20 protein-coding genes and 1 tRNA gene are annotated in these 19,318 nt (G+C 43.0%); 5 read left to right on the plus strand and 16 right to left on the minus strand.

Annotated elements, in window-relative coordinates; genetic code table 11:
* Position 1: 1 nt before the first annotated feature.
* The 13 genes from J6I44_RS10870 to J6I44_RS10930 all read right to left on the minus strand — a co-directional run bounded on the left by J6I44_RS10870 (position 2) and on the right by J6I44_RS10930 (position 9,907).
* Entirely contained in the window at positions 2-1,390 is a 1,389-nt protein-coding gene (locus J6I44_RS10870; RefSeq protein ID WP_265766142.1) for a TolC family protein, read from the minus strand.
* A 104-nt stretch (positions 1,391-1,494) separates the two neighbouring features.
* Positions 1,495-1,581 (minus strand) — tRNA-Ser (locus tag J6I44_RS10875).
* 8 nt (positions 1,582-1,589) lie between these two features.
* Complete coding sequence (gene atpG / locus J6I44_RS10880) at positions 1,590-2,477, minus strand: ATP synthase F1 subunit gamma (RefSeq protein WP_265766143.1); 888 nt, start codon at positions 2,475-2,477, stop codon at positions 1,590-1,592.
* A gap of 3 nt (positions 2,478-2,480) precedes the next feature.
* Positions 2,481-4,097, minus strand: a complete 1,617-nt coding sequence (gene atpA, locus J6I44_RS10885; RefSeq protein WP_265766144.1) for a F0F1 ATP synthase subunit alpha — start codon at positions 4,095-4,097, stop codon at positions 2,481-2,483.
* A gap of 34 nt (positions 4,098-4,131) precedes the next feature.
* Positions 4,132-4,680 carry an ATP synthase F1 subunit delta gene (gene atpH / locus J6I44_RS10890; RefSeq protein WP_265766145.1) on the minus strand — a complete coding sequence of 183 codons (549 nt, stop codon included), beginning with the start codon at positions 4,678-4,680 and terminating at the stop codon, positions 4,132-4,134.
* 5 nt (positions 4,681-4,685) lie between these two features.
* The gene (atpF, locus tag J6I44_RS10895; RefSeq protein ID WP_265766146.1) at positions 4,686-5,207 is read right to left on the minus strand and encodes a F0F1 ATP synthase subunit B; all 522 of its coding nucleotides are present in this window, start codon (positions 5,205-5,207) and stop codon (positions 4,686-4,688) included.
* A gap of 22 nt (positions 5,208-5,229) precedes the next feature.
* The gene (atpE, locus tag J6I44_RS10900) at positions 5,230-5,445 is read right to left on the minus strand and encodes an ATP synthase F0 subunit C (protein WP_142713136.1); all 216 of its coding nucleotides are present in this window, start codon (positions 5,443-5,445) and stop codon (positions 5,230-5,232) included.
* Between the two features lie 63 nt (positions 5,446-5,508).
* A complete protein-coding gene (atpB, locus tag J6I44_RS10905; protein WP_265766147.1) occupies positions 5,509-6,543 on the minus strand; it encodes a F0F1 ATP synthase subunit A in 1,035 nt (344 codons plus the stop codon).
* A gap of 406 nt (positions 6,544-6,949) precedes the next feature.
* Positions 6,950-7,162, minus strand: a complete 213-nt coding sequence (locus J6I44_RS10910; protein ID WP_265766148.1) for an AtpZ/AtpI family protein — start codon at positions 7,160-7,162, stop codon at positions 6,950-6,952.
* Between the two features lie 12 nt (positions 7,163-7,174).
* On the minus strand, positions 7,175-7,669 hold the full coding sequence (locus J6I44_RS10915) for a bactofilin family protein (RefSeq protein ID WP_265766150.1): 495 nt from the start codon (positions 7,667-7,669) through the stop codon (positions 7,175-7,177).
* Between the two features lie 9 nt (positions 7,670-7,678).
* A complete protein-coding gene (locus J6I44_RS10920) occupies positions 7,679-8,542 on the minus strand; it encodes a murein hydrolase activator EnvC family protein (RefSeq protein WP_265766151.1) in 864 nt (287 codons plus the stop codon).
* Positions 8,543-8,559: 17 nt separating this feature from the next.
* Positions 8,560-8,880 carry a DUF3467 domain-containing protein gene (locus tag J6I44_RS10925; protein WP_265766152.1) on the minus strand — a complete coding sequence of 107 codons (321 nt, stop codon included), beginning with the start codon at positions 8,878-8,880 and terminating at the stop codon, positions 8,560-8,562.
* A 34-nt stretch (positions 8,881-8,914) separates the two neighbouring features.
* Complete coding sequence (locus tag J6I44_RS10930; protein ID WP_265766154.1) at positions 8,915-9,907, minus strand: PLP-dependent cysteine synthase family protein; 993 nt, start codon at positions 9,905-9,907, stop codon at positions 8,915-8,917.
* A 209-nt stretch (positions 9,908-10,116) separates the two neighbouring features.
* On the opposite strand from J6I44_RS10930, the gene J6I44_RS10935 reads away from it, so the two are divergent.
* Positions 10,117-10,380 carry a DUF4290 domain-containing protein gene (locus J6I44_RS10935; RefSeq protein WP_265766155.1) on the plus strand — a complete coding sequence of 88 codons (264 nt, stop codon included), beginning with the start codon at positions 10,117-10,119 and terminating at the stop codon, positions 10,378-10,380.
* A gap of 73 nt (positions 10,381-10,453) precedes the next feature.
* On the opposite strand, the gene J6I44_RS10940 is transcribed toward J6I44_RS10935, so the two are convergent.
* Positions 10,454-11,050, minus strand: a complete 597-nt coding sequence (locus tag J6I44_RS10940; RefSeq protein WP_265766156.1) for a GNAT family N-acetyltransferase — start codon at positions 11,048-11,050, stop codon at positions 10,454-10,456.
* 167 nt (positions 11,051-11,217) lie between these two features.
* On the opposite strand from J6I44_RS10940, the gene J6I44_RS10945 reads away from it, so the two are divergent.
* Genes J6I44_RS10945 through J6I44_RS10960 form a run of 4 tightly spaced genes read left to right on the plus strand, consistent with a single transcriptional unit; the run spans position 11,218 to position 16,013 of the window.
* The gene (locus J6I44_RS10945) at positions 11,218-12,669 is read left to right on the plus strand and encodes an isochorismate synthase (RefSeq protein ID WP_265766157.1); all 1,452 of its coding nucleotides are present in this window, start codon (positions 11,218-11,220) and stop codon (positions 12,667-12,669) included.
* Positions 12,662-14,359, plus strand: a complete 1,698-nt coding sequence (gene menD / locus J6I44_RS10950) for a 2-succinyl-5-enolpyruvyl-6-hydroxy-3-cyclohexene-1-carboxylic-acid synthase (protein ID WP_265766158.1) — start codon at positions 12,662-12,664, stop codon at positions 14,357-14,359. Before J6I44_RS10945 ends, menD begins: the two co-directional genes overlap by 8 nt.
* Complete coding sequence (locus J6I44_RS10955) at positions 14,359-15,183, plus strand: alpha/beta fold hydrolase (RefSeq protein ID WP_265766160.1); 825 nt, start codon at positions 14,359-14,361, stop codon at positions 15,181-15,183. Before menD ends, J6I44_RS10955 begins: the two co-directional genes overlap by 1 nt.
* The gene (locus tag J6I44_RS10960) at positions 15,180-16,013 is read left to right on the plus strand and encodes a 1,4-dihydroxy-2-naphthoyl-CoA synthase (protein WP_265766161.1); all 834 of its coding nucleotides are present in this window, start codon (positions 15,180-15,182) and stop codon (positions 16,011-16,013) included. Before J6I44_RS10955 ends, J6I44_RS10960 begins: the two co-directional genes overlap by 4 nt.
* Before the next feature lie 95 nt (positions 16,014-16,108).
* On the opposite strand, the gene J6I44_RS10965 is transcribed toward J6I44_RS10960, so the two are convergent.
* The gene (locus J6I44_RS10965; protein WP_265766162.1) at positions 16,109-18,043 is read right to left on the minus strand and encodes a M36 family metallopeptidase; all 1,935 of its coding nucleotides are present in this window, start codon (positions 18,041-18,043) and stop codon (positions 16,109-16,111) included.
* A gap of 188 nt (positions 18,044-18,231) precedes the next feature.
* Positions 18,232-19,197 (minus strand): TolB family protein, encoded by a 966-nt coding sequence (locus J6I44_RS10970; RefSeq protein WP_265766163.1) that lies wholly within the window; start codon positions 19,195-19,197, stop codon positions 18,232-18,234.
* Between the last annotated feature and the right edge of the window lie 121 nt (positions 19,198-19,318).

The following is a 19,318-nucleotide window of genomic DNA, read 5'->3' on the forward strand; positions in this document are numbered from 1 at the left end:
ACTATTCTTCATCTTTAAAAATTTGAATTATCGGTAAACCCGATTTACGATACAACTGCGTCATATTTTTATTGAAGTCGAATATTTCTCGCTTCATTTGTACACGCAGTTCAAGCTCTTTTTTTAACGCATCAATGAGATCTTTGGTATCACCTATACCAAAATCGTAATCTAATTGTTCCTGCCGAAGCCACTTCTTACTAACTACATGTGCTTCATCAGTATTCTCGACTTTTACTTTCGATAATGAGGCATTTTTATAAGCTTCATTAATTTCCAGTACGATACCATCAACGGCCGCTTCTTTCAAATATTCTGCCTGTCGTTTCTGAAGTTTTCGTTTTTCTACATCCGTCCTGATACTCAGAAAGTCCAGATTTTGGCGGATGGCCAGCCCAAATGATCCACTGGCATAGTTCGAATTATTGATAATAAAGGGATTACTCTGTCGGGGTCGGTTTGGCGTATTTGCATAACTACCCGTAAACCCAAGCACCAAAGCTGGCAATCCCCTGCTCTTTTCAGCTTCTATCCCATGGTCAGCAGCTTTAATGCCCGCTTCAACTGCTTTAATCTCGGATCGCCGTTCGATGGCATTCATCTTATAAAAATCGATTTCTTTGAGCCCTTGGGGAACCGGATCCAAAAACCGTGTTTCTGGCAGATAGACTGTTCCTTTCTCCGCTTTTAAAACATAAGCCCAAATGCGATGGGTCATTTGTGCACTCTTTCTTACTTCTGCTGCACGTGTAGCAAATTCTGATTTAAAAATTTTGAACTTAAAAAGATCAGACTCATCAAAGTCTTCCGCTCCTTCTTTCTGTTTCTCTTCAAGCTGACCTTCGATCTTTTCGATCTTTCCAGCCGCCTCATCTAACAACCGTAAAATTTCTTTGGTCAATAGATGGCTTTGGTACAATTCAATTAATCGTACCCTAAGGTCGGCCTCCTGCTTCTGAAATTGTTCCCTGGCGGCTACTGCCGAAGCCTCAGCCGCTTTTACTGCGTTTCGTAATGCACCCCATGTAAATAACGGTTGTACGCCCTGTAACTCAGCACGAGTAAAGACGGCCCAATTTTCCCAGTCATTTTCCAGGTTGGGGTCCAGATAATATTCGTTTTCTGACAAATCACCTCGCTGGCTAACCACTCCCGGTACTACACCATGCTGTGTACTTATCTCCAGCCTGGGCAGGTAGCGTTGAGAGTTAACCTGGGATACTTGATTCTCCGCCAGATTTATTTTTTGACGCTCATACTTTAACTGTCCGGCATGCTCGATTCCTCTCTCTATAAATTGCTGAAGCGAAACCCGAACTGTATCCTGTGCAGCTGCTTGATGAACGACACAGAAAAAGCTTAAAAGGAATACAAACGTTAATTTTTTCATAATGACTTTTTTAGGCCTATAATTGCATTAACTAACGCAGGTTTCTCTCATTTATTTAAAAAAATAGCCCCTTCCATACTTAGGAAGAGGCTATTAACTGAAAGCGGAGAGAGAGGGATTCGAACCCCCGGAGACCATAAGGCCTCAACGGTTTTCAAGACCGCCGCATTCGACCGCTCTGCCATCTCTCCAATAATATCTACGCATTCTCAAGTGCTTGTGCACCAGAAATAATCTCAGAAATCTCGGTAGTAATAGCGCTTTGACGAGCTCTATTGTACTCAAGCTCCAGATCATCCTGCAGTTCATTTGCATTTTCAGTTGCGTTATCCATCGCCGTCATTCGAGCACCTTGCTCTGCAGCATTCGACTCAAGGATAGCCTTCCACAACTGCAAATTCAAGTGAGAAGGTAATAATTTTTCAAGAATTTCATCAACGCCCGGTTCGTAAATATATTCCTTTTGAGAAGTTTGTTCATCCTCCTCCACTAATGATTCCGGATCAATGGGAAGTACTGTCTCAACAATACGTTCCTGGGCAATTACGGACTTAAACTCGTTATAAGCCAATTTAACTTCATCATATATCCCAGTGTTAAATTGCTTAATAACTCGTTTCATCATTTCAGAAGCATTTGAGAATTCAACTTCATCAAAGAAGTTGGGATACTCGGCAGCAATATTGTAGTTACGCTTGCCAAAATGCTTAATCGTTTTGCGTCCTACACATACCAAAGAGAGCGTGCCTTCTTTTTTATGTGTGGCATAGTTCTCTTCAACCGCTTGTTCAACGACTTTGAAAAGATTATTGTTAAATGCCCCGCAAAGTCCACGATCAGAGCCGATGACAATAAGCAATACGTTATCAACCGATTCCGGTTTACGGAGCAGTTCATGCTCCTCGGAAGCATTATTGACCAATCGGGCCGCTACCTCTTTCATTTTGGACGCATATGGACGCGTCTCAATAATACGGTTTTGAGCCTTTCGCAACTTAGCAGCGGCAACCATCTTCATGGCTTTCGTAATCTGCTTGGTATTCTTTATAGACTCAATCCGATTTCGTATGTCGCGAAGATTCGCCATAATTTAGGACTCGTCAGAAGCTGTAATTTGATCGATTACGGTTGTGGCTGTTTCCATTAATTTTTCGCCAAAATCATCACCCAGCTTTCCAGATTCTGCCAGGGCCTTCATTTGATCAGCATATTTAACGTTGACCGTTTCAAGGTAATTCTCCTCGAACTCCCGGATCTGATTGACTTTAAGTTCTTCTAACAGGCCTTCACTGTTAATCTTAAGCAAGGCAATTTGCTCCTGAACGGAAAGCGGTTGATAGATATCCTGCTTAAGCAGTTCTACCGTACGCTCACCTCGCTTAAGCTGACGCTGTGTTGAGGGGTCTAAGTCAGACCCAAACTTTGCAAAAGCCTCAAGTTCTCGGTACTGCGCAAGATCAAGCTTCATCGTACCCGCCAGCTTCTTCATGGACTTAACCTGAGCGGAACCACCTACACGAGATACTGAAGTACCAACATCAATAGCCGGTCGAACACCGGAGTTAAACAGGTCCGTATCAAGGAAAATCTGTCCGTCTGTAATCGAAATTACGTTTGTTGGAATATAAGCCGAAACGTCGCCAGCTTGTGTTTCAATAATCGGCAATGCCGTAAGCGAGCCGCCCCCTTTCATCAAAGGTTGCAACTGTTCGGGCACATTATTCATCTGCTGGGCGATATCATCATCATCAATAATTTTTGCGGCACGCTCTAAAAGACGGCTGTGCAAATAGAAAACATCTCCGGGGTAGGCTTCACGTCCGGGGGGGCGCTTCAACAGCAGAGAAAGCTCTCGGTAAGCAACGGCCTGCTTAGAAAGATCATCATAAATCACGAGTGCATGCCGGCCGGTATCACGGAAATACTCACCGATAGCAGCTCCCGCAAATGGCGCAATGAAACGCATCGGTGCACTGGAACTGGCCGGAGCAGAAACAATAGTAGAATAATCAATGGCGTCGTTTTCTTCCAACGCCTTGGCGATACCAGCTACCGTTGAACCTTTTTGCCCTACTGCTACATAAATACAGTGAACAGGTTTGTCAGTGTCCTGAGTTTCTCGCTGGTTAATAATAGTATCAACGGCAACAGATGTTTTACCGGTTTGGCGGTCACCAATAATAAGCTCTCGCTGTCCACGTCCAATGGGAATCAATGAGTCAATGGCCTTAATACCGGTCTGTACAGGTTCCGTTACCGGCTCTCGGTAGATAACTCCCGGTGCTTTACGTTCCAGTGGAATCCGGATAGTGTCACCAGATATGGGTCCTTTACCATCAATAGGATTTCCCAGCGGATCGATAACACGTCCCAGCAGCCCGTCGCCTACATTAATAGAAGCAATATCTTTAGTTCGGCGGACCGTATCTCCTTCTTCTACCGCACTGGTAGAACCAAACAAAACGATACCGACATTATCTTCCTCAAGGTTTAGCACCATGCCCTGAACAGAGCTCCCATCCTTATCTTTCGAATCGGGAAGGTCTACAAGTTCACCGGCCTGCACTTTTGACAAGCCATAAACACGAGCGATACCGTCACCTACTTCAAGAACGGTGCCTACATCATAGACATCCGCTTCGCTATCGAAGCCTGACAGTTGCTTACGTAATATTGCTGAAACTTCGTCTGGTCTTACTTGACTCATTGGTATTGATATATTTTAAGACGTATTTAATTTCTTATTCAACAGCAGTTGTTAGCAGAGATTCTTCGAGTTGCTCCAACTGATGTTTAACCGTACCATCAATTACGGTATCATCGATACGAACCGCCATCCCACCTTTCAGGGATTCGTCCACGCTAATATTCATATCGACTTTTTTCTGTGTTTTTTCTTCCAACTTTTGATGTAATAATTGCTGATGCTCCTCACTTAAGCCTTCCGCAACAAATACATTAACGGTTATGATACCGACATGCTTTTTATACTGTTGGATAAAAGCTTCCACAATTTGATCCAATAAATTGACGCGATCTTTTTTGGCCAACAGCTTAACAAAAAGCTTAGTAGCCTCTTGAAGATCTTCAAAAAACAGCTGCTCTAACACAGCTGTTTTATCATCATATTTTATGATTGGACTCTTCAGGAAGGTAACCAACTCTTTTGAGCCTTCCAGCGTATTCTGGATAAATTCAATATCCTCAAGTATCTCGGCCAGCTCATTTCTTTCCTGAGCAAGTTCTAAAAGAGCCTTTGCATACCGTCTCGCCGCCTTGGTTCTAAGCATCTACTTTAGTTTTTAGAGATATCTTTGATAAAGTTATCTACCAATTTGCTATTTTTCTGCTCATCCAATTCAGCATCGATAATCATTGAGGCCGACTGCACCGCTAACCGTGCCACTTCATCACGAAGTTCTGTAAGGGCACGCTTTTTCTCTTGCTCAATGGTTTCTTTTGCCTGAGCAATCATATCGGAAGCTTCCTCCTTAGACTTTTCAAGTCGTTCGGCCCGAATAAGTTCGGCTTCTTCGATAGCCTCCTTGCGGATTTTTTGAGCCTTCTGCTCTGCCTCACGGAGTGCCTTTTCATTATCTTTGGATATTTTCTCAGCACGACTAAGTGCTTTCTCTGCCGATTCAAGAGAATCCTTAATGCGGCTTTCCCGCTCCTGTAGAGCATCCATAATAAGCGGGACAGCGTACTTACCCATAATCAGAAGAAAAACGACCATGGTGATAAGTACCCAAATCGCAAAACCGCCGTTAAATGAGAGGAGTCCTCCCCCACCTGCTGCTAGTAATAGCATCATCATTCCGTGATTGTAAAGTTATTATTTACACACCGAGTGCGAGAAGAATACAAACAATAGCACCGATAAGAGCGACACCCTCAATAAGAGCAGCGGTCAAAATCATGGCACCACGAATATCACCAGAAGCTTCAGGTTGACGAGCGATACTTTCAGTAGCACTTTTACCTATCATACCAATTCCGATACCGGCACCAACTGCTACAATTCCTGCTCCGATTCCTGCTGCTAATAAACCCATAGTAAATTTACCTGTTGTGTTTAGTTGTTATTTGGATTAGTAAGTATGAGTAAAGTTCAGTTTCTATGCATGCGCTTCTATTCCTTCTTCATGCGCACCATGCTCTTCGGCTGCCATCCCAATAAATACAGCCGAAAGCAGTGTAAAAATATAAGCTTGCAACACACCGACAAATGCTTTTAAGATATATAGTACCGCAGTTAGAGGCACAGAGAACAAACTCACCCCTACCCCAGCGACAGTACCAAAAATGTCGGCAAAAATAAATATCAGTCCTAAGATACAAATAATCATCACCTTACCCGAAAGCATATTCGCAAACAAACGAACAGCCAATGCAAAAGGCTTGGTGAAGAGACCTATAATTTCAATAGGAGTCAAAATTATACGCATGAGGGGCGGAACGCCGGGAAACCAAAATACATGCTCCCAGTGGTCTTTCGACCCATTCCATTGCGTTATAACAAATGTAATAAAAGCCAAGATCGCTGTCACCGTAATATCGGCCGTTGCCGTCGCTCCCCAAGGCAACAGACCAAACAAATTCATAAAGGTAATCGAAACAAAGACAGCAAACAGATAGGGAACAAACTTCTTATACTTATCGTCAGAAATATTTTGTTTGGCAATTTCATCCTGAACAAATACAAAGATAATCTCAAACAGATTCTGAAACCAACCTTTGGGCTCAGTCTCACGACCCTCGCCCCGCTTATAGCGCCGCGCCATTGCTATGGTAAGTAGCAGCGTTAACAAAACACCGAACCACACATACATTAGGTGAGAGGTAATAGACATATCGAGAGCAACCTCCCCTCCACCAGCTGGTACCAAGGCATGATTCTCTTCGACAAAATCACCGGATTCTACAGCAGCATGCGTACTCCAGTAAAAAGACCATTCACCGTCAACCAACAAAATTCGCGGCAGGGGTAAATCAGCACCCGGCAACGCCAGGGAATGATGATCAACCACCTTTCCCATTACATCAATAGGAGAACCAGACTCATCTTCGCCGGCTTGTTCAGCATTTACAATAGGAGCGACTAATAAGAAAATAAGTAAAGTGACGAAAACGCGCCGAAAGGCCTGTAGCATTTACCTTTTAATTGTCAGTTTGTAGTATTTTGTTGATTGACATAACCTCAATTACAGAATGGAGAATATAAGAAATTATAAAACTAACTGTAAAGTAAATTTGATGAAATTTTGTTACCTCCAAAATTACAATCAGAGCGATTATAACCAATAAAAAACGAATAGATAAACCCGTTAAGAACTGCCGGTAAAATTTTTTATGAGATTGCTCCCGGTATTTGTGCACGACCCAAAAGTTTGAAAAGACGAAGACGAAACTTAATCCATAAGCAACCATAATTGCCCCCCATTGGGCGGACGCCCATATATAAGAAAGTACCAGTACTATAACTAAGCCCCAGAAACAATAGTTTACAAATTGATATAGTACAGTCTTAAAATACTGGTGGTGGAAAGCCAAAAAGTTTCAGTCTTTATTAAGCCGTTCGTTTAGTTTAAATATCAATAAAAATATATTAACAATACCAACCAAACAACCGGTGAGTATTAACCATGGATAAAGCCCGAAATACTGATCCAACCAGTAGCCTATTAAAATAGGAACCAGCAAAGCGGCTGCTATCTCCACTCCTAATGATAAATACTCAACATAATCTGAAATATTTTTACGTTGGCTCAACTCTTTTTAGTACTAAGCTTTTTTAGATTGATCCTTTTTTGGTGTCTGCTTGGCTTTCTTTTTGCCCGAAAACCCATTGGTTTTAGCCTTACTGCTTGCAGTTGAAGATGACTTATCTTCGGTCATACGGAACTCGCCATTAATCTGTGCACCTTCTTCAACCAACAGCGTTTCGGTATAAATATCACCTTCTACCAAGGCAGATTCGCGCAAAATAAGTTTTTTTGAAACTTTTATTTGCCCATCAACCTTGCCGGCAATGTCGGCACCAGAGGCTTTAATATTCCCCTTTACCTTTCCGCTTGAAGCCACAATCACTTTTCCTTCTGCATTGGCTTCACCATTAATAACACCGGCAATGCGTATATCGTTTTTTGTTTTAATAGTACCTTCTAAAGTAGTGCCTTCACTAATCATATTGACTGAGGGTAAGTTTTTATCCGAATTGTTAGAACTCATAGAGGTATTACTATTCTTTTCTTTTTTATTGTTATTGTTGTTGAACATAGAACTGTTTTAGGATTTTATAAGATATGAGTTGGGGTTTTGTGGAATGCCGTTTTTCCAGATTTCCAAATGCAAATGGGGACCGGAACTTAAAATGCCGGTATCTCCAGCGATCCCTAATACCTCTCCCTTTTGCACAACATCACCGACTGACTTTGAGAGGCTTTGAGCGTGTTTATATACTGTAATTATACCATCACTGTGTTGAACAAACAATACCCATCCGTAATTAAGGGTCCAGCTCAGGTTTATAACTGCTCCATCAGCTATAGCTGTAAATGGAGTTCCTTGTTTTGTTGCAATATCAATGCCGAAGTGCCCCTTCTGTGGATTGTACCCCCTGGTAAAGGTCCCTTTTATTGGGTAGCCCACCGGAAAGTCGGGCACATCTTTAAATATATCGGAAAGAACGATTTTGTTCTTCAAAAATATACTATCGGATGTACTTCTTACCGAAGAAAAAGATTTTAGTTCCGACTTTTTTTGCACTGCCGGAGACGTCGTTGTCCCTTTAGAAGAATCAATGGTAAAAACGGTATCTGCGCCCGTTGAGATCACTCTTTTCATTTGAGCAAGCTGAGCATCCCGGGCGTGAAGAGAATCTTGCAGAGACTGTACCCTCTTTGATATTTCTATGGCCTGTGCCTGCAGTTCTCTTTCTGCATGTGAAGAGAATAACTCTCCCACAGGACTAAACTTTAGCAATAAAAATATAATAACGGCTACCGTCACCAATGATCCATAAAAAAGATACCATAAGTGGGCGGGCTTAAACCGATGATTACTGGAAGGATCGGGTTCCTTTTCGTCAAAGATAACGAAGGTAAGTTCCCGATCCTGCTTACTAAAAAGTTGTTTCAAGAAATTAAACATAGTGTCCTACCACTTGTCTATGCTTCTGGTGTTGGTCCACGGTAATTAAAAGGAATATCGAACTGGTCATCGTTATCAATAGAGCCATGTTCATCCTCATAACGTTTTACATTTTCAGATAATGCATTGAGCAGTCGCTTGGCATGATCTGGCGTCAACACCATCCGCTTTACAACCTTAGCCTTTGGACGGCCCGGCATAACCGAAATAAAATCTAAAATAAATTCTGATGCAGAGTGCGAAATCATGACTAAATTGGAATATGTTCCGTCTGCCTCTTCTTCGGGAAGCTCAATTTCCATCTGTCCCTGGTTCATGTTTTTTGTTTGGTCTTCCATAATATCTTGTATTATCTGTTAAAATTGATGCCTGTTATTCTTCTGAATCAATGAAACCCTGTTCGGCCATCCATTCATCATTAAAAATCTTTGACACATATCGGGTACCACTATCCGGTAAAATGACAACCATCAGATCATCCTTGCCGAAATCATTATTCCGTGCATATTCCAATGCGCCATAAACGGCAGCCCCGCAGGATCCCCCGACAAATAACCCTTCTTTCTTAGCTAAGTCTCGTGTCGTCAACAGGGCATTCTTGTCATTAACCTGGATGACAGCATCGACCAAATTAAAGTCCATATTTGAGGGAATGATATCTTCTCCAATACCTTCAGTCAGATAAGGCTTAATCTCTTCCTTGTCGAATTCTCCAGTCTCAAAATATTTCTTATAAACGGAGCCTACACTGTCAACACCAATGGTCTTGATGGCTTCATTTTGTTCTTTCAAAAATTTGGACGTTCCCGATATGGTTCCGCCCGTTCCCATACCAGCCACATAATGGGTTACATTGCCTTCGGTTTGTTCCCATATTTCAGGACCGGTACTCTCGTAGTGGGCCTGCGTATTACTCGGGTTGTCATATTGATTGGGATAATAGGAATTGGGAATTTCCTCGCTCAACCTTTTAGCTACGGAATAATAGCTACGGGGGTCGTCCGGCTCTACATCGGTTGGGCATACTTTTACCTCGGCTCCTAACGCCCGAAGCAGGTCAATCTTTGATTTGCTCTGTTTATCGGTGGTGGTAAAAATGCAGTTATAGCCTTTTATAGATGCCGCCAGTGCCAGCCCCATACCGGTATTTCCTGACGTTCCTTCAATAATCGTTCCCCCAGGCTCAATCAATCCCTGCTCTTCCGCATCCTCAATCATTTTTAAACCAATGCGGTCTTTGACGCTCTGGCCGGGATTAAAATATTCTACTTTTACAAGAATTGTTCCTTCAATATCATCGGCTAATTCGTTGAGCCGTACTAAAGGGGTATTGCCGATAGTTTCCAAAATAGAATTGTAATACATCAGATAGGTCGAATCGTTCTTAAGTTTGAAAATTTATATCAATGACCGTTAATATAGGGATTTTGCATTAGCCCACCGAATTACAAGCTTAGATTACCGTTCAACAGGCTGATGTTTTTTGTCAATGATAAAAAATAGAAATGTTTCTTTATTCCAATCTTCAAGGCTGTTATCTTTTGGCTTAATTAAAAAATACTTAGCACCCAACCATGTTTGTAGAGCAAAAAAAACCAAAAGATTTTGACTGTGGCTATAATTTAGACCGAATGATCGCCTCTCTCCCCCGAATTGAGGATGAAGAAGAGCGGGTTGAGTATGCAGAACGTGCTGTAGGACTCATCAAGCAGAGCCATCCCAACTGGGTTGATGAAGAAGGAAATAGCGAAGAAGCCTGGAAACATTTTTTTAACCTGGCTGAATACGATCCAACAGAATACGGTATCTACAATCCATACGAAGAGGAAGAAGAGTAACAGACGGGGCTCACATTTTCAAATCAAGCTTGTCCTTGCTCAAGTATTATAAGACAGGTGGGCGTTAATACATCTAATGTGCAGCCGCTATTGAGGCATTCTCGACGGCAGCTCCATATTCGCTTTTGAGAAGGCTAAAGATAAGTTTATCACAGAATGTATCTTGCTTTAGAACGTGCTTGCGCAACTGCCCCTCTTTCATAAAGCCTACCTTCTTAACTTGCTTAATCCTATCCTTGTTAAAATCAAAAGCCGTAGTGGTGACTTTGTGCATCCCGAGCTCATTGAAACAATAGTTTAGCGTCTCCTTGATTGCTTCAAACTCATAGCCCCGGCCGATATACTCCCGAGCCCCGATCGTACAATTTACACAGCATCGGTTGTTATAATTGTCAATTGAATAAAGATCAACAATCCCAATTAGCTTATCGTTGTTTTCAAGATGGATTTCCAATAGATCTGCCCTCCTGTTCTCCTTGCTGATTACCGATTTTATGCGTTTCAGAAACGTTTCAAATGTTTCAGGTTGGAAAGGATAATCCGAATCATAATAAGACAACTTCGGATCATTATTCCACTTGTAGTGAACCGATACATTTTGGAGGTTGAATTCTTTCAGAATAACCATAAGCCCGAATTTTGATAAATAGCAATCATATTGCTGATCCATCTCTTTATTGTATTTTTCATAACTTGACCAAAATATGCAAATGAATTTCTTCTAATATTCATTATTAGAATGGTCAACCCACCTTTTTAAAAAAATTCATTATGGAAAATCCAATTTTCAATTTATATTGAAAGTTCTGAAAGTTACCTGCTATTGATACCGTTGTTATGGACTTAACCTCATTATCAAAAAACCCGGAACTCCCTTTGGATCTCGATAAGAACACCATAGGGCGGCTTACACAATTTATAGAAGCCTTGTTTCAACAAGAGGATAACTCCTTCGCTACGTTTACCTTCCCCATCGATTGCCACGATCCACTGGCCGTTTTACAAAAGGGCTGGAATAGTAACACCTTTCAGTATTATTGGGAAAAACCTTCCGAAAGCTTTGCCATTGCTGCGGGCGGAGCACTTCACAAAATATCAGCCGAAGGTGCTGATCGATTTGAAGTTGTCAATAAGCAGCGTCAAACTTTTATAGATACCACCTCCACCTTTTCAGCGTCAACACATGCTTATTCCGGAATTATCTTTGTAGGTGGATTTTCATTTTTCGACCATTTATCCGATCCTGCCTGGCATTCTTTTGAAGCGGGAACCCTTACCGTTCCTGAATGGCTTATCCTCCAAGATGATAAGTATGCCTTAACAACGCTCTCTTTTTCACTTGATCATTATTCTTCGGACGAAGATCTATTAAAAGCGGTTCTTCAACGGTTGCAGGATGTTAAGCAAAAAATTTCGGGGACTTTTTCCCAGACTGTTATGGATGCTCCTCAGTCATCTCCCCAACAATCTACCATTTTTCGCAATGGCTACCAGGACTGGGTTAATGCTGTAAACCACGCTAAAAAGGAAATACAACAAAAGTCATTCAAGAAGATTGTCCTTGCACGCCAAACTACGGTCCCCCGGAATTCGGCGGCACCCCCTACAGAAATGTTAAACCGGCTACGACAACAATACCAAAATTGCAGCTGTTTTCTGGTACATCCGGGGCGTGGCCATAGCTTCTTAGGTGCTACACCGGAACAGTTGGCTTCTTTTCAACATGAACTTTTGCTTACGGAGGCACTGGCCGGAAGTATTAAACGAGGCAAGACTGTTACGGAAGATGCTACTTTGGCTAATGATTTATCTATCAGTCCTAAAAACAGAAACGAACACCAGTTTGTCGTTGCAGACATTGAAGACCGATTAGCTCCTTTTACACAAACGATCCACCATAAAAAGAGCCCAGAGATCAAAAAGCTTTCGAACGTTCAACATTTGTACACGCCTATACGCGCCAGACTCTCTGAAGAAACCGACATACTGCCGGTCTTGGCACAACTGCACCCCACTCCAGCCGTTGGGGGCTATCCCTGGAAGAAAGCAGCCCCATATATCCGGCAGTTAGAAAACTTTGAGCGCGGTTGGTATGCCGGACCCGTAGGGTGGCTGAATGCCAAAGGAAGCGGTGAATTTTCAGTCGCTATCCGTAGTGGTTTGATCGGCCCCCGCAAGGCGCATTTTTTTGCGGGATGCGGTATCGTTTCTGATTCAGATCCGGAGAAGGAATGGCAAGAAACCAATCTTAAGCTAACTCCAATGATTTCTGCCCTGCAATATGACTGATCTCGACGATCGGGATACCCCCTTTTATTGGACAACCCTTTTTGTTCGCACTTTAGTTGATCATGGTGTACAACATGTGGTTATTTCTCCGGGTTCTCGTTCAACCCCATTAACTTTGGCCGCAGCTGCCCATCCAGCCTTAAAAAAGCATATTATCCTGGATGAACGATCGGCAGCCTTTACGGCCTTGGGCATTGGCAAAGCAACAGGCACACCGCCCGTATTAGTTTGTACATCCGGTACCGCCCTGGCCAATTATTATCCAGCTGTCATTGAAGCACGGCAGTCGGGCATCCCCCTGATTTTGGCTACAGCCGACCGTCCGCCGCACCTCAGAGCAACTGGGGCAAACCAAGCTATTGATCAGCTTAAAATATTTGGGGATTACCCGGTGTTTTTTCATGAAGTAGGCGAACCCCGATCGGCTCAAATTGATAGAAACAGGCTACAGATGCTTGCCCGGCAGACTATTAGCATGGCGCAAGATAAACGGGGGCCGGTGCATCTCAACTTCCCTTTTCGAAAGCCACTCGAACCTAATCCTGCATTTGTGACTAAAATTGAGGAAGAAAATCGAGCAGATTCCCCTTCCTCGCAATATGATTCATCCAGGGCCGTTTTTCCGATTACCGATGCTATAAAACGTGTTATTGCAAAGTCTAAGCGGCCACTTATAATTGTCGGACCAACGGCCGCCAATGACGATACGTCTACAGTAGCTGCCCTGGCGGAGAAACTCCACTGCCCTATTCTTACCGAATCGACCGTCGACAGCAAATATACTATTGAAGGCTTTGCGGGCTTTCTGCGAAATAAAAAAGTCGCTAAGCAACATCAGCCGGACCTCATCCTCCGGTTTGGTTTTCAACCAACGGCTAAGGCATTGGAGGTAGCCCTAAAGGAATGGAACTGCACGAACCACTATCATTTTGCCAGCACCGATGACTGGCAAGATGCTACTTTTTCCGGAAGTCGCCATCTGCCCTGGCTTGGTAAGAAACTTCTACTTGAGGAAGTTTCAGCATCAACAGATACTGCATGGCTTAATCATTGGCAACAAACAGAAGCAGCATTTGACAATCATTTTGAGCAGTCTATCGGTCAATCGAAGACGATAACCGATGGACATATTTACACCGAAATATTGCCTCAATGTAATGAGGATAAGTTTATAGCCGTCTCTAATTCATTTCCGGCCCGCGACATCCAACTCTTTGGACCAAAAGCTACCCAGTATGATTTATTTCTGAACCGGGGAGCCAGCGGTATTGACGGCGTTACCTCCACCGCTATGGGCATCAGCCTGGCCACCCAACAACCGGGCGTTCTTTTTACCGGAGATCTCGCCTTTCTTCATGACAGTAATGCCCTGCTCAGCCAGAAGATTATTGACCAACATTTAACGATCATTGTCATCAACAATTCGGGGGGCTCCATCTTTCGGATGTTGCCTATTGAGCAGCACGATAACTATTTTAAAGAGTATTTTGAGACTCCTCAATCAGTCGACATTCAACAACTGGTTGCTGCTCACGATATTCCTTTTCATCGAATAACAACGCTTGCTAAATTACAAAACTTTGATCTTAACAAATGGCAAGCCGATCATTCGGGCTTGTCAGTCATTGAATGCCAAACGGACGCCGATGCTTCCATGAAGTTGCGCAAGAACATCTGGGATTTTCAATAATGGAGTTAGTCGAAGTCAACAATACCAATTATGCGGTGTATGTACATCAGCAAGATGAAAACCTGCCCTGGCTGTTGATGCTGCACGGCTTTATGGGCGATCATCGGGTCTTTGAGCACCTCGTTGAGGAGCTCTTTGAATCTTGTAATCCGGTAACGATTGACCTGCTGGGTCACGGAAAATCATCAAAACCAACTGATCCCAAACGCTATAATGAGCATAAACAGATTAATGATATCTACCGGTTAGTTCATACGCTCAACATCTTTCCGCTCTTTTTATATGGTTACAGCATGGGGGGACGATTAGCTTTGAAAACAGCTTTCTCCACACCGGAACTATTTAAAGGCCTCATTTTGGAAAGTACGACGAATGGAATTACCGATGAGCAGCAACGAAAGGAACGACGCCATACCGATGAACAGCGAGCGAAGCAAGTAGAATCAAATTATGAAGATTTTCTATCAAAATGGGAAGAAGCAGCGCTGTTTCAGTCGCCCCTGCCTGCTGATGAAATCCTCCTGTCTAACTATCATAACATACACCTGGATCAAGATCCACAAGCAATGGCTGCTTCGTTAAGGGGCTTTGGCACGGGATCAATGACACCCGAGACCAAGTATTCCTCTGGTTTCGATGGTCCAACGCTCCTAATGGCGGGCTCCGGAGACGAGAAATATAGGAAAATCAATGATCGACTGACGTATTTTTTTTCTGACGTTCATCTTTGCTTTATTGAAGCAGGACATCGTATCCATCTGGATAATCCCTCAGCATTATCAAACGAAATTAACCATCATATTGATCAAAATTCATTTTTATGAACTGGAAAACGGTTAAAGAATACAACGACATTACCTTTAAGAAATCGAATGGCGTAGCGCGTATTGCCATTAACCGGCCGGAAATCCGCAACGCCTTTCGTCCCCAAACGCTGTTTGAACTCCAGGAAGCCTTTCTGAATGTGCGGGAAGATCAACAGATCGGCGTGGTGCTGCTGACCGGCGAAGGACCCTCGCCCAAAGACGGCGGCTGGGCGTTCTGCTCGGGCGGTGATCAAAACGTGCGCGGCAAGGCCGGCTATAAGGATGAAGCCGGTACGCCGCGGCTTAATGTGCTTGATCTGCAGCGCATGATCCGCTTTATGGGGAAGGTGGTCATTGCCGTAGTGCCGGGCTGGGCGGTCGGCGGCGGACACAGTCTCCACGTAGTCTGTGACCTCACCATTGCCAGTGAAGAACATGCCATCTTTAAACAAACGGATGCGGATGTCGCCAGCTTTGACGGTGGTTTTGGCTCAGCCCTGCTGGCACGGCAAGTCGGCCAGAAAAAAGCCCGAGAAATCTTCTTCCTCGGCCGAAATTATTCTGCCCAGGAAGCTTTTGAGATGGGCATGGTCAACAAAGTGGTGCCTCACGATGAGCTGAAAGAAACGGCTTACCAGTGGGCCCAGGAGATCCTGGAGAAAAGTCCGACGGCCATTCGCATGATCAAATACGCCTTTAATTTAGTAGATGACGGCATGGTGGGCCAACAGGTCTTTTCCGGCGAAGCTACGCGCCTGGCGTATATGACCGACGAAGCCACCGAAGGACGCGATGCCTTCCTGGAAAAACGAAAGCCCGACTGGGAAAAATTCCCCTGGATTGGATAGATAAAACAAAACCCTGAAAGGGTTCAGAACCCTTGCAGGGTTGAGTAGTCAACGACCTTTAGTTGTCCTTTAAATTTATACTCATATATTCTGAATTAAAAAGGGTCTGGTTTATCACCCCCATTTACTTTAACCAGCATAAGCGCTACTCCAGTTTTATCACTATTTTGATTATCTGTAGCCTCTACCTTTAGTTCAATATCCTCAGTTCCGGTCATTGAAATAGAACTTCCCGTCCCAATATTAGACCAGTTGGAGCTACCTATAGGCTTTTCATACCAAACGTATGAATATGAGCCACTACCTCGTGAAGAGCTGGCCGTATATGTCTCCGTTTCTCCTGCATCAATAATGACTGGTCCTGAAATAGAGGTATATAATGGGGCAGGCTCACCCACACCCCATTCAGCAAAGGTATCCTGAATATCATATTTATTTTCTCCATTAAATGCGGCCTCATCGGCAGCTATCATGGCATCGCGGAAACCCAAGAAATTAGGATCACCCGTGACCCGATAAAGTGCATCGTACACCAGAAAATCAACGTCACTGGCACTAATGGTATTGCGCAAATCCCATAGTATGGCTGAGAAGAATTCTCCACCATCATGAGAATCAACATTAGGATAGTCTTGTCTATTTTGATAGTCTAAATATGAATCTATTTCTGGATTAGCCATATCTCGTTGAGCAAGAGGAGGAAATGCATAGTCCCCAATTATTGAACGCACCGTAAAACTTCCAGCCCAATAATCCGGTGCCCCTTCACTGATGGCACCTTCCTCACTAAATTCAGAACGAATACCACTTTCAATATCGAAAATAACAGCATGTCCATACTCATGATAAATAACCTTGTCTTCCTTGGCGAAATCTTCGGTTCCCAAAGGTGCATATGCGTCGTTGAAATAAAGATTTTGATTACTTCTGTTGAACCAGGCATTCGGGTCTAAATATCCATCATCATTAATATCCTGGATGGGCGTATGAGCGTGTGCCCTGATCTGGGTAAAGCCCAAGCTGCCATCATCAATATTCTCAATGAAGTTGTGCCTAAAATTATCAATGTGAAAATAAAGGTTAGCTTCATCAAAATGGGTACTGCCTGTGCCATATTTAAAGGAATGAATACTGGATTGTGCCTCTGCAGAGGCATCATTTACTATATGTGCATAGGTTCCTTGCAATCGCTCGTTGCCCGTTAATCGGTAAAATAATCCTTGACCGACTGATGATAATCCCGGATGAGTCGAATAAACGTCCCCTACGCCAGTTATATTAGTAAGTTGGTTCAATCTATAAAGAACCTGACCAGAATGTGCATCTACTATATAAAAATAATTAATGGCTGGTTGCTCCGAAAAAAGAGTCAGCTTCCAGGCCAAATAAAATTGATCATCTTCTGGATAAACAATCAATTCAGAGGTTGTTTCTAATGCCGTTGAATTTTCGATGTTAAAATCTTCCTCTGCGGTTCTAATAGCCTGTGATTTTGTAACAGATGGACTTGTAGATACCTCAATATCCGGATAGTAAGTTCCGTTGACCATATCCACACGACCATCTTGACGCAGATGCACCTTAAATTCAGCTTCATATACTGGGATATTCTCCACTGTTTGCTGAAAGGTAACATGCCGAACTCCTCGATGTCGTCGCATTTTTTTGTATTCCAATTTATCGATATTCGACATTCCAAATAATACTCCATACCGGCTTATAAAAGAACGAGCCGCCTGCTTGGCATCCCCGGAATAGGTCTCCTGGGTTACCCCGGAAAATATAGATGCGGCCCGGCCTGTATCTTTATCCCAACGGATCTGCCAGTCTGATCCGTTTTGCGTTGTAAATTGCTGCCATACGGCTTTTCGGATAGAATCAGCCACAATAGGTGGGGTACCAGGCGATATTTGGGCAACTTTCTCAGATCTGGATGAAGAAAGCTGGTCGCTGTTCAGGTCGCTAACCGTTGAATCGCAGGAGACCAGCAGGAACAATAAGAGTGTATATAGTGAAATGATTCGCTTCATAGTATTACCTCCAATGATTTTTTGTTATATTGGAGATGTAGTATATAACCTCGGCTTTCGAGGCAACATACATACACCATGCCTCTACAGAATTGCTCTTCTATTCTTACCGGAAATGGAGCAACTGTAGGGGCTTTCTTTTGATTTATGTTATAGGTTATGCTTCATGGGAAACATATTCTTTAAGCTTAATTTTCGTTAGGAATGAACCAGTCAGCACCATTGAATCTTTCATTGGAATAAATAGGTATTAATTCTTTTTCACTCGAATTGAACACTTGTAGGGATTCTTCTCTATTTGGATTTTGATAGTTAAATACATGCAACAATATTCTTTCTTCATTTCGAATTAGTGCTAACGGGCGAAAACCTGTTTCTTTATCAGCATTGAAAGAAATTAACTGTGGTTGCTTATCAGCCAAATTTAGTTTATATAAATTATTTTCAGACCAATAAATCAATTTTTGTCCTATAGCAGACCAAAGCTGCCGGCCCGCACTTCCTGTAGTAGTTACTCTGATAATATTTTCATGCTCAAACTCTGTTAAATAAATATCTGTACCTCCTTCTTTCAAGTATTCCCGGTTTGAAACAAAAGCAATCTGCTGACCGTCAGGGCTCCAAGTGGGATGGGTATCACTGGCTGGATGATCAGTAATGGCATAAGTCTGATCTGGATCATAATCTTCCCCAGCTACTTCCACTACCATAATTTCATAATCACTACCCCCAAGTTCGCAGTTGGTGCACACTTGGTAAGCAATTTTTGTACCATCCGGGCTCCAGGCCGGGGCCGAGCCAATCAAGGCTCTAACAGATTCGCTCTGTCGTTTCTTAAGAGGACGCATATTGTTGCCATCGGCATCCATTACATACAGATAAGGACCCAGAGTAGTAGCACCGGTATAATTTTCAAACACAATTTGTGTACCGTCAGGGCTCCAAGATGGGTTACCAGCCCCGCCCTCAGGTCCAAAATTAGTAAGCTTCCGCAGGTCCGGGCCATTGGCATTCATTGTAAAAATTTGGGAGGTGCCCCCATCATCTTTGGCGGAAAAGACAAGCTTACCGGGGATGTCCGGGTAATTCTCATTACTTTTAAACAATGAACAAGAGGTCAAAGCCAACAATAAAATTACTAATTTCTTCATCATCTCCAGTTTAATAGTATTTTTGTGTTAATCTCTCTTGCCTAACTTTTGCCACTGAGATAACCCTGAAGAATTAGCCTTTAAAGCTTGCAAAAAAAAAACTGGAAACGCAAGTCTGACTGGG

The sequence above is a fragment of the Fodinibius salsisoli genome (assembly GCF_026229185.1).
GTDB classification, from domain to species: Bacteria; Bacteroidota; Rhodothermia; order Balneolales; family Balneolaceae; genus Fodinibius; species Fodinibius salsisoli.

Excerpts from the sequence above, each read along its gene's own strand:
- J6I44_RS10870 (WP_265766142.1), bottom strand. The coding sequence starts at position 1,390 with ATGAAAAAATTAACGTTTGTATTCCTTTTAAGCTTTTTCTGTGTCGTT.
- atpG (WP_265766143.1), bottom strand. The coding sequence starts at position 2,477 with ATGGCGAATCTTCGCGACATACGAAATCGGATTGAGTCTATAAAGAAT.
- atpA (WP_265766144.1), bottom strand. The coding sequence starts at position 4,097 with ATGAGTCAAGTAAGACCAGACGAAGTTTCAGCAATATTACGTAAGCAA.
- atpH (WP_265766145.1), bottom strand. The coding sequence starts at position 4,680 with ATGCTTAGAACCAAGGCGGCGAGACGGTATGCAAAGGCTCTTTTAGAA.
- atpF (WP_265766146.1), bottom strand. The coding sequence starts at position 5,207 with ATGATGATGCTATTACTAGCAGCAGGTGGGGGAGGACTCCTCTCATTT.
- atpE (WP_142713136.1), bottom strand. The coding sequence starts at position 5,445 with ATGGGTTTATTAGCAGCAGGAATCGGAGCAGGAATTGTAGCAGTTGGT.
- atpB (WP_265766147.1), bottom strand. The coding sequence starts at position 6,543 with ATGCTACAGGCCTTTCGGCGCGTTTTCGTCACTTTACTTATTTTCTTA.
- J6I44_RS10915 (WP_265766150.1), bottom strand. The coding sequence starts at position 7,669 with ATGTTCAACAACAATAACAATAAAAAAGAAAAGAATAGTAATACCTCT.
- J6I44_RS10920 (WP_265766151.1), bottom strand. The coding sequence starts at position 8,542 with ATGTTTAATTTCTTGAAACAACTTTTTAGTAAGCAGGATCGGGAACTT.
- J6I44_RS10925 (WP_265766152.1), bottom strand. The coding sequence starts at position 8,880 with ATGGAAGACCAAACAAAAAACATGAACCAGGGACAGATGGAAATTGAG.
- J6I44_RS10930 (WP_265766154.1), bottom strand. The coding sequence starts at position 9,907 with ATGTATTACAATTCTATTTTGGAAACTATCGGCAATACCCCTTTAGTA.
- J6I44_RS10935 (WP_265766155.1), top strand. The coding sequence starts at position 10,117 with ATGTTTGTAGAGCAAAAAAAACCAAAAGATTTTGACTGTGGCTATAAT.
- J6I44_RS10940 (WP_265766156.1), bottom strand. The coding sequence starts at position 11,050 with ATGGATCAGCAATATGATTGCTATTTATCAAAATTCGGGCTTATGGTT.
- J6I44_RS10945 (WP_265766157.1), top strand. The coding sequence starts at position 11,218 with ATGGACTTAACCTCATTATCAAAAAACCCGGAACTCCCTTTGGATCTC.
- menD (WP_265766158.1), top strand. The coding sequence starts at position 12,662 with ATGACTGATCTCGACGATCGGGATACCCCCTTTTATTGGACAACCCTT.
- J6I44_RS10955 (WP_265766160.1), top strand. The coding sequence starts at position 14,359 with ATGGAGTTAGTCGAAGTCAACAATACCAATTATGCGGTGTATGTACAT.
- J6I44_RS10960 (WP_265766161.1), top strand. The coding sequence starts at position 15,180 with ATGAACTGGAAAACGGTTAAAGAATACAACGACATTACCTTTAAGAAA.
- J6I44_RS10965 (WP_265766162.1), bottom strand. The coding sequence starts at position 18,043 with ATGAAGCGAATCATTTCACTATATACACTCTTATTGTTCCTGCTGGTC.
- J6I44_RS10970 (WP_265766163.1), bottom strand. The coding sequence starts at position 19,197 with ATGATGAAGAAATTAGTAATTTTATTGTTGGCTTTGACCTCTTGTTCA.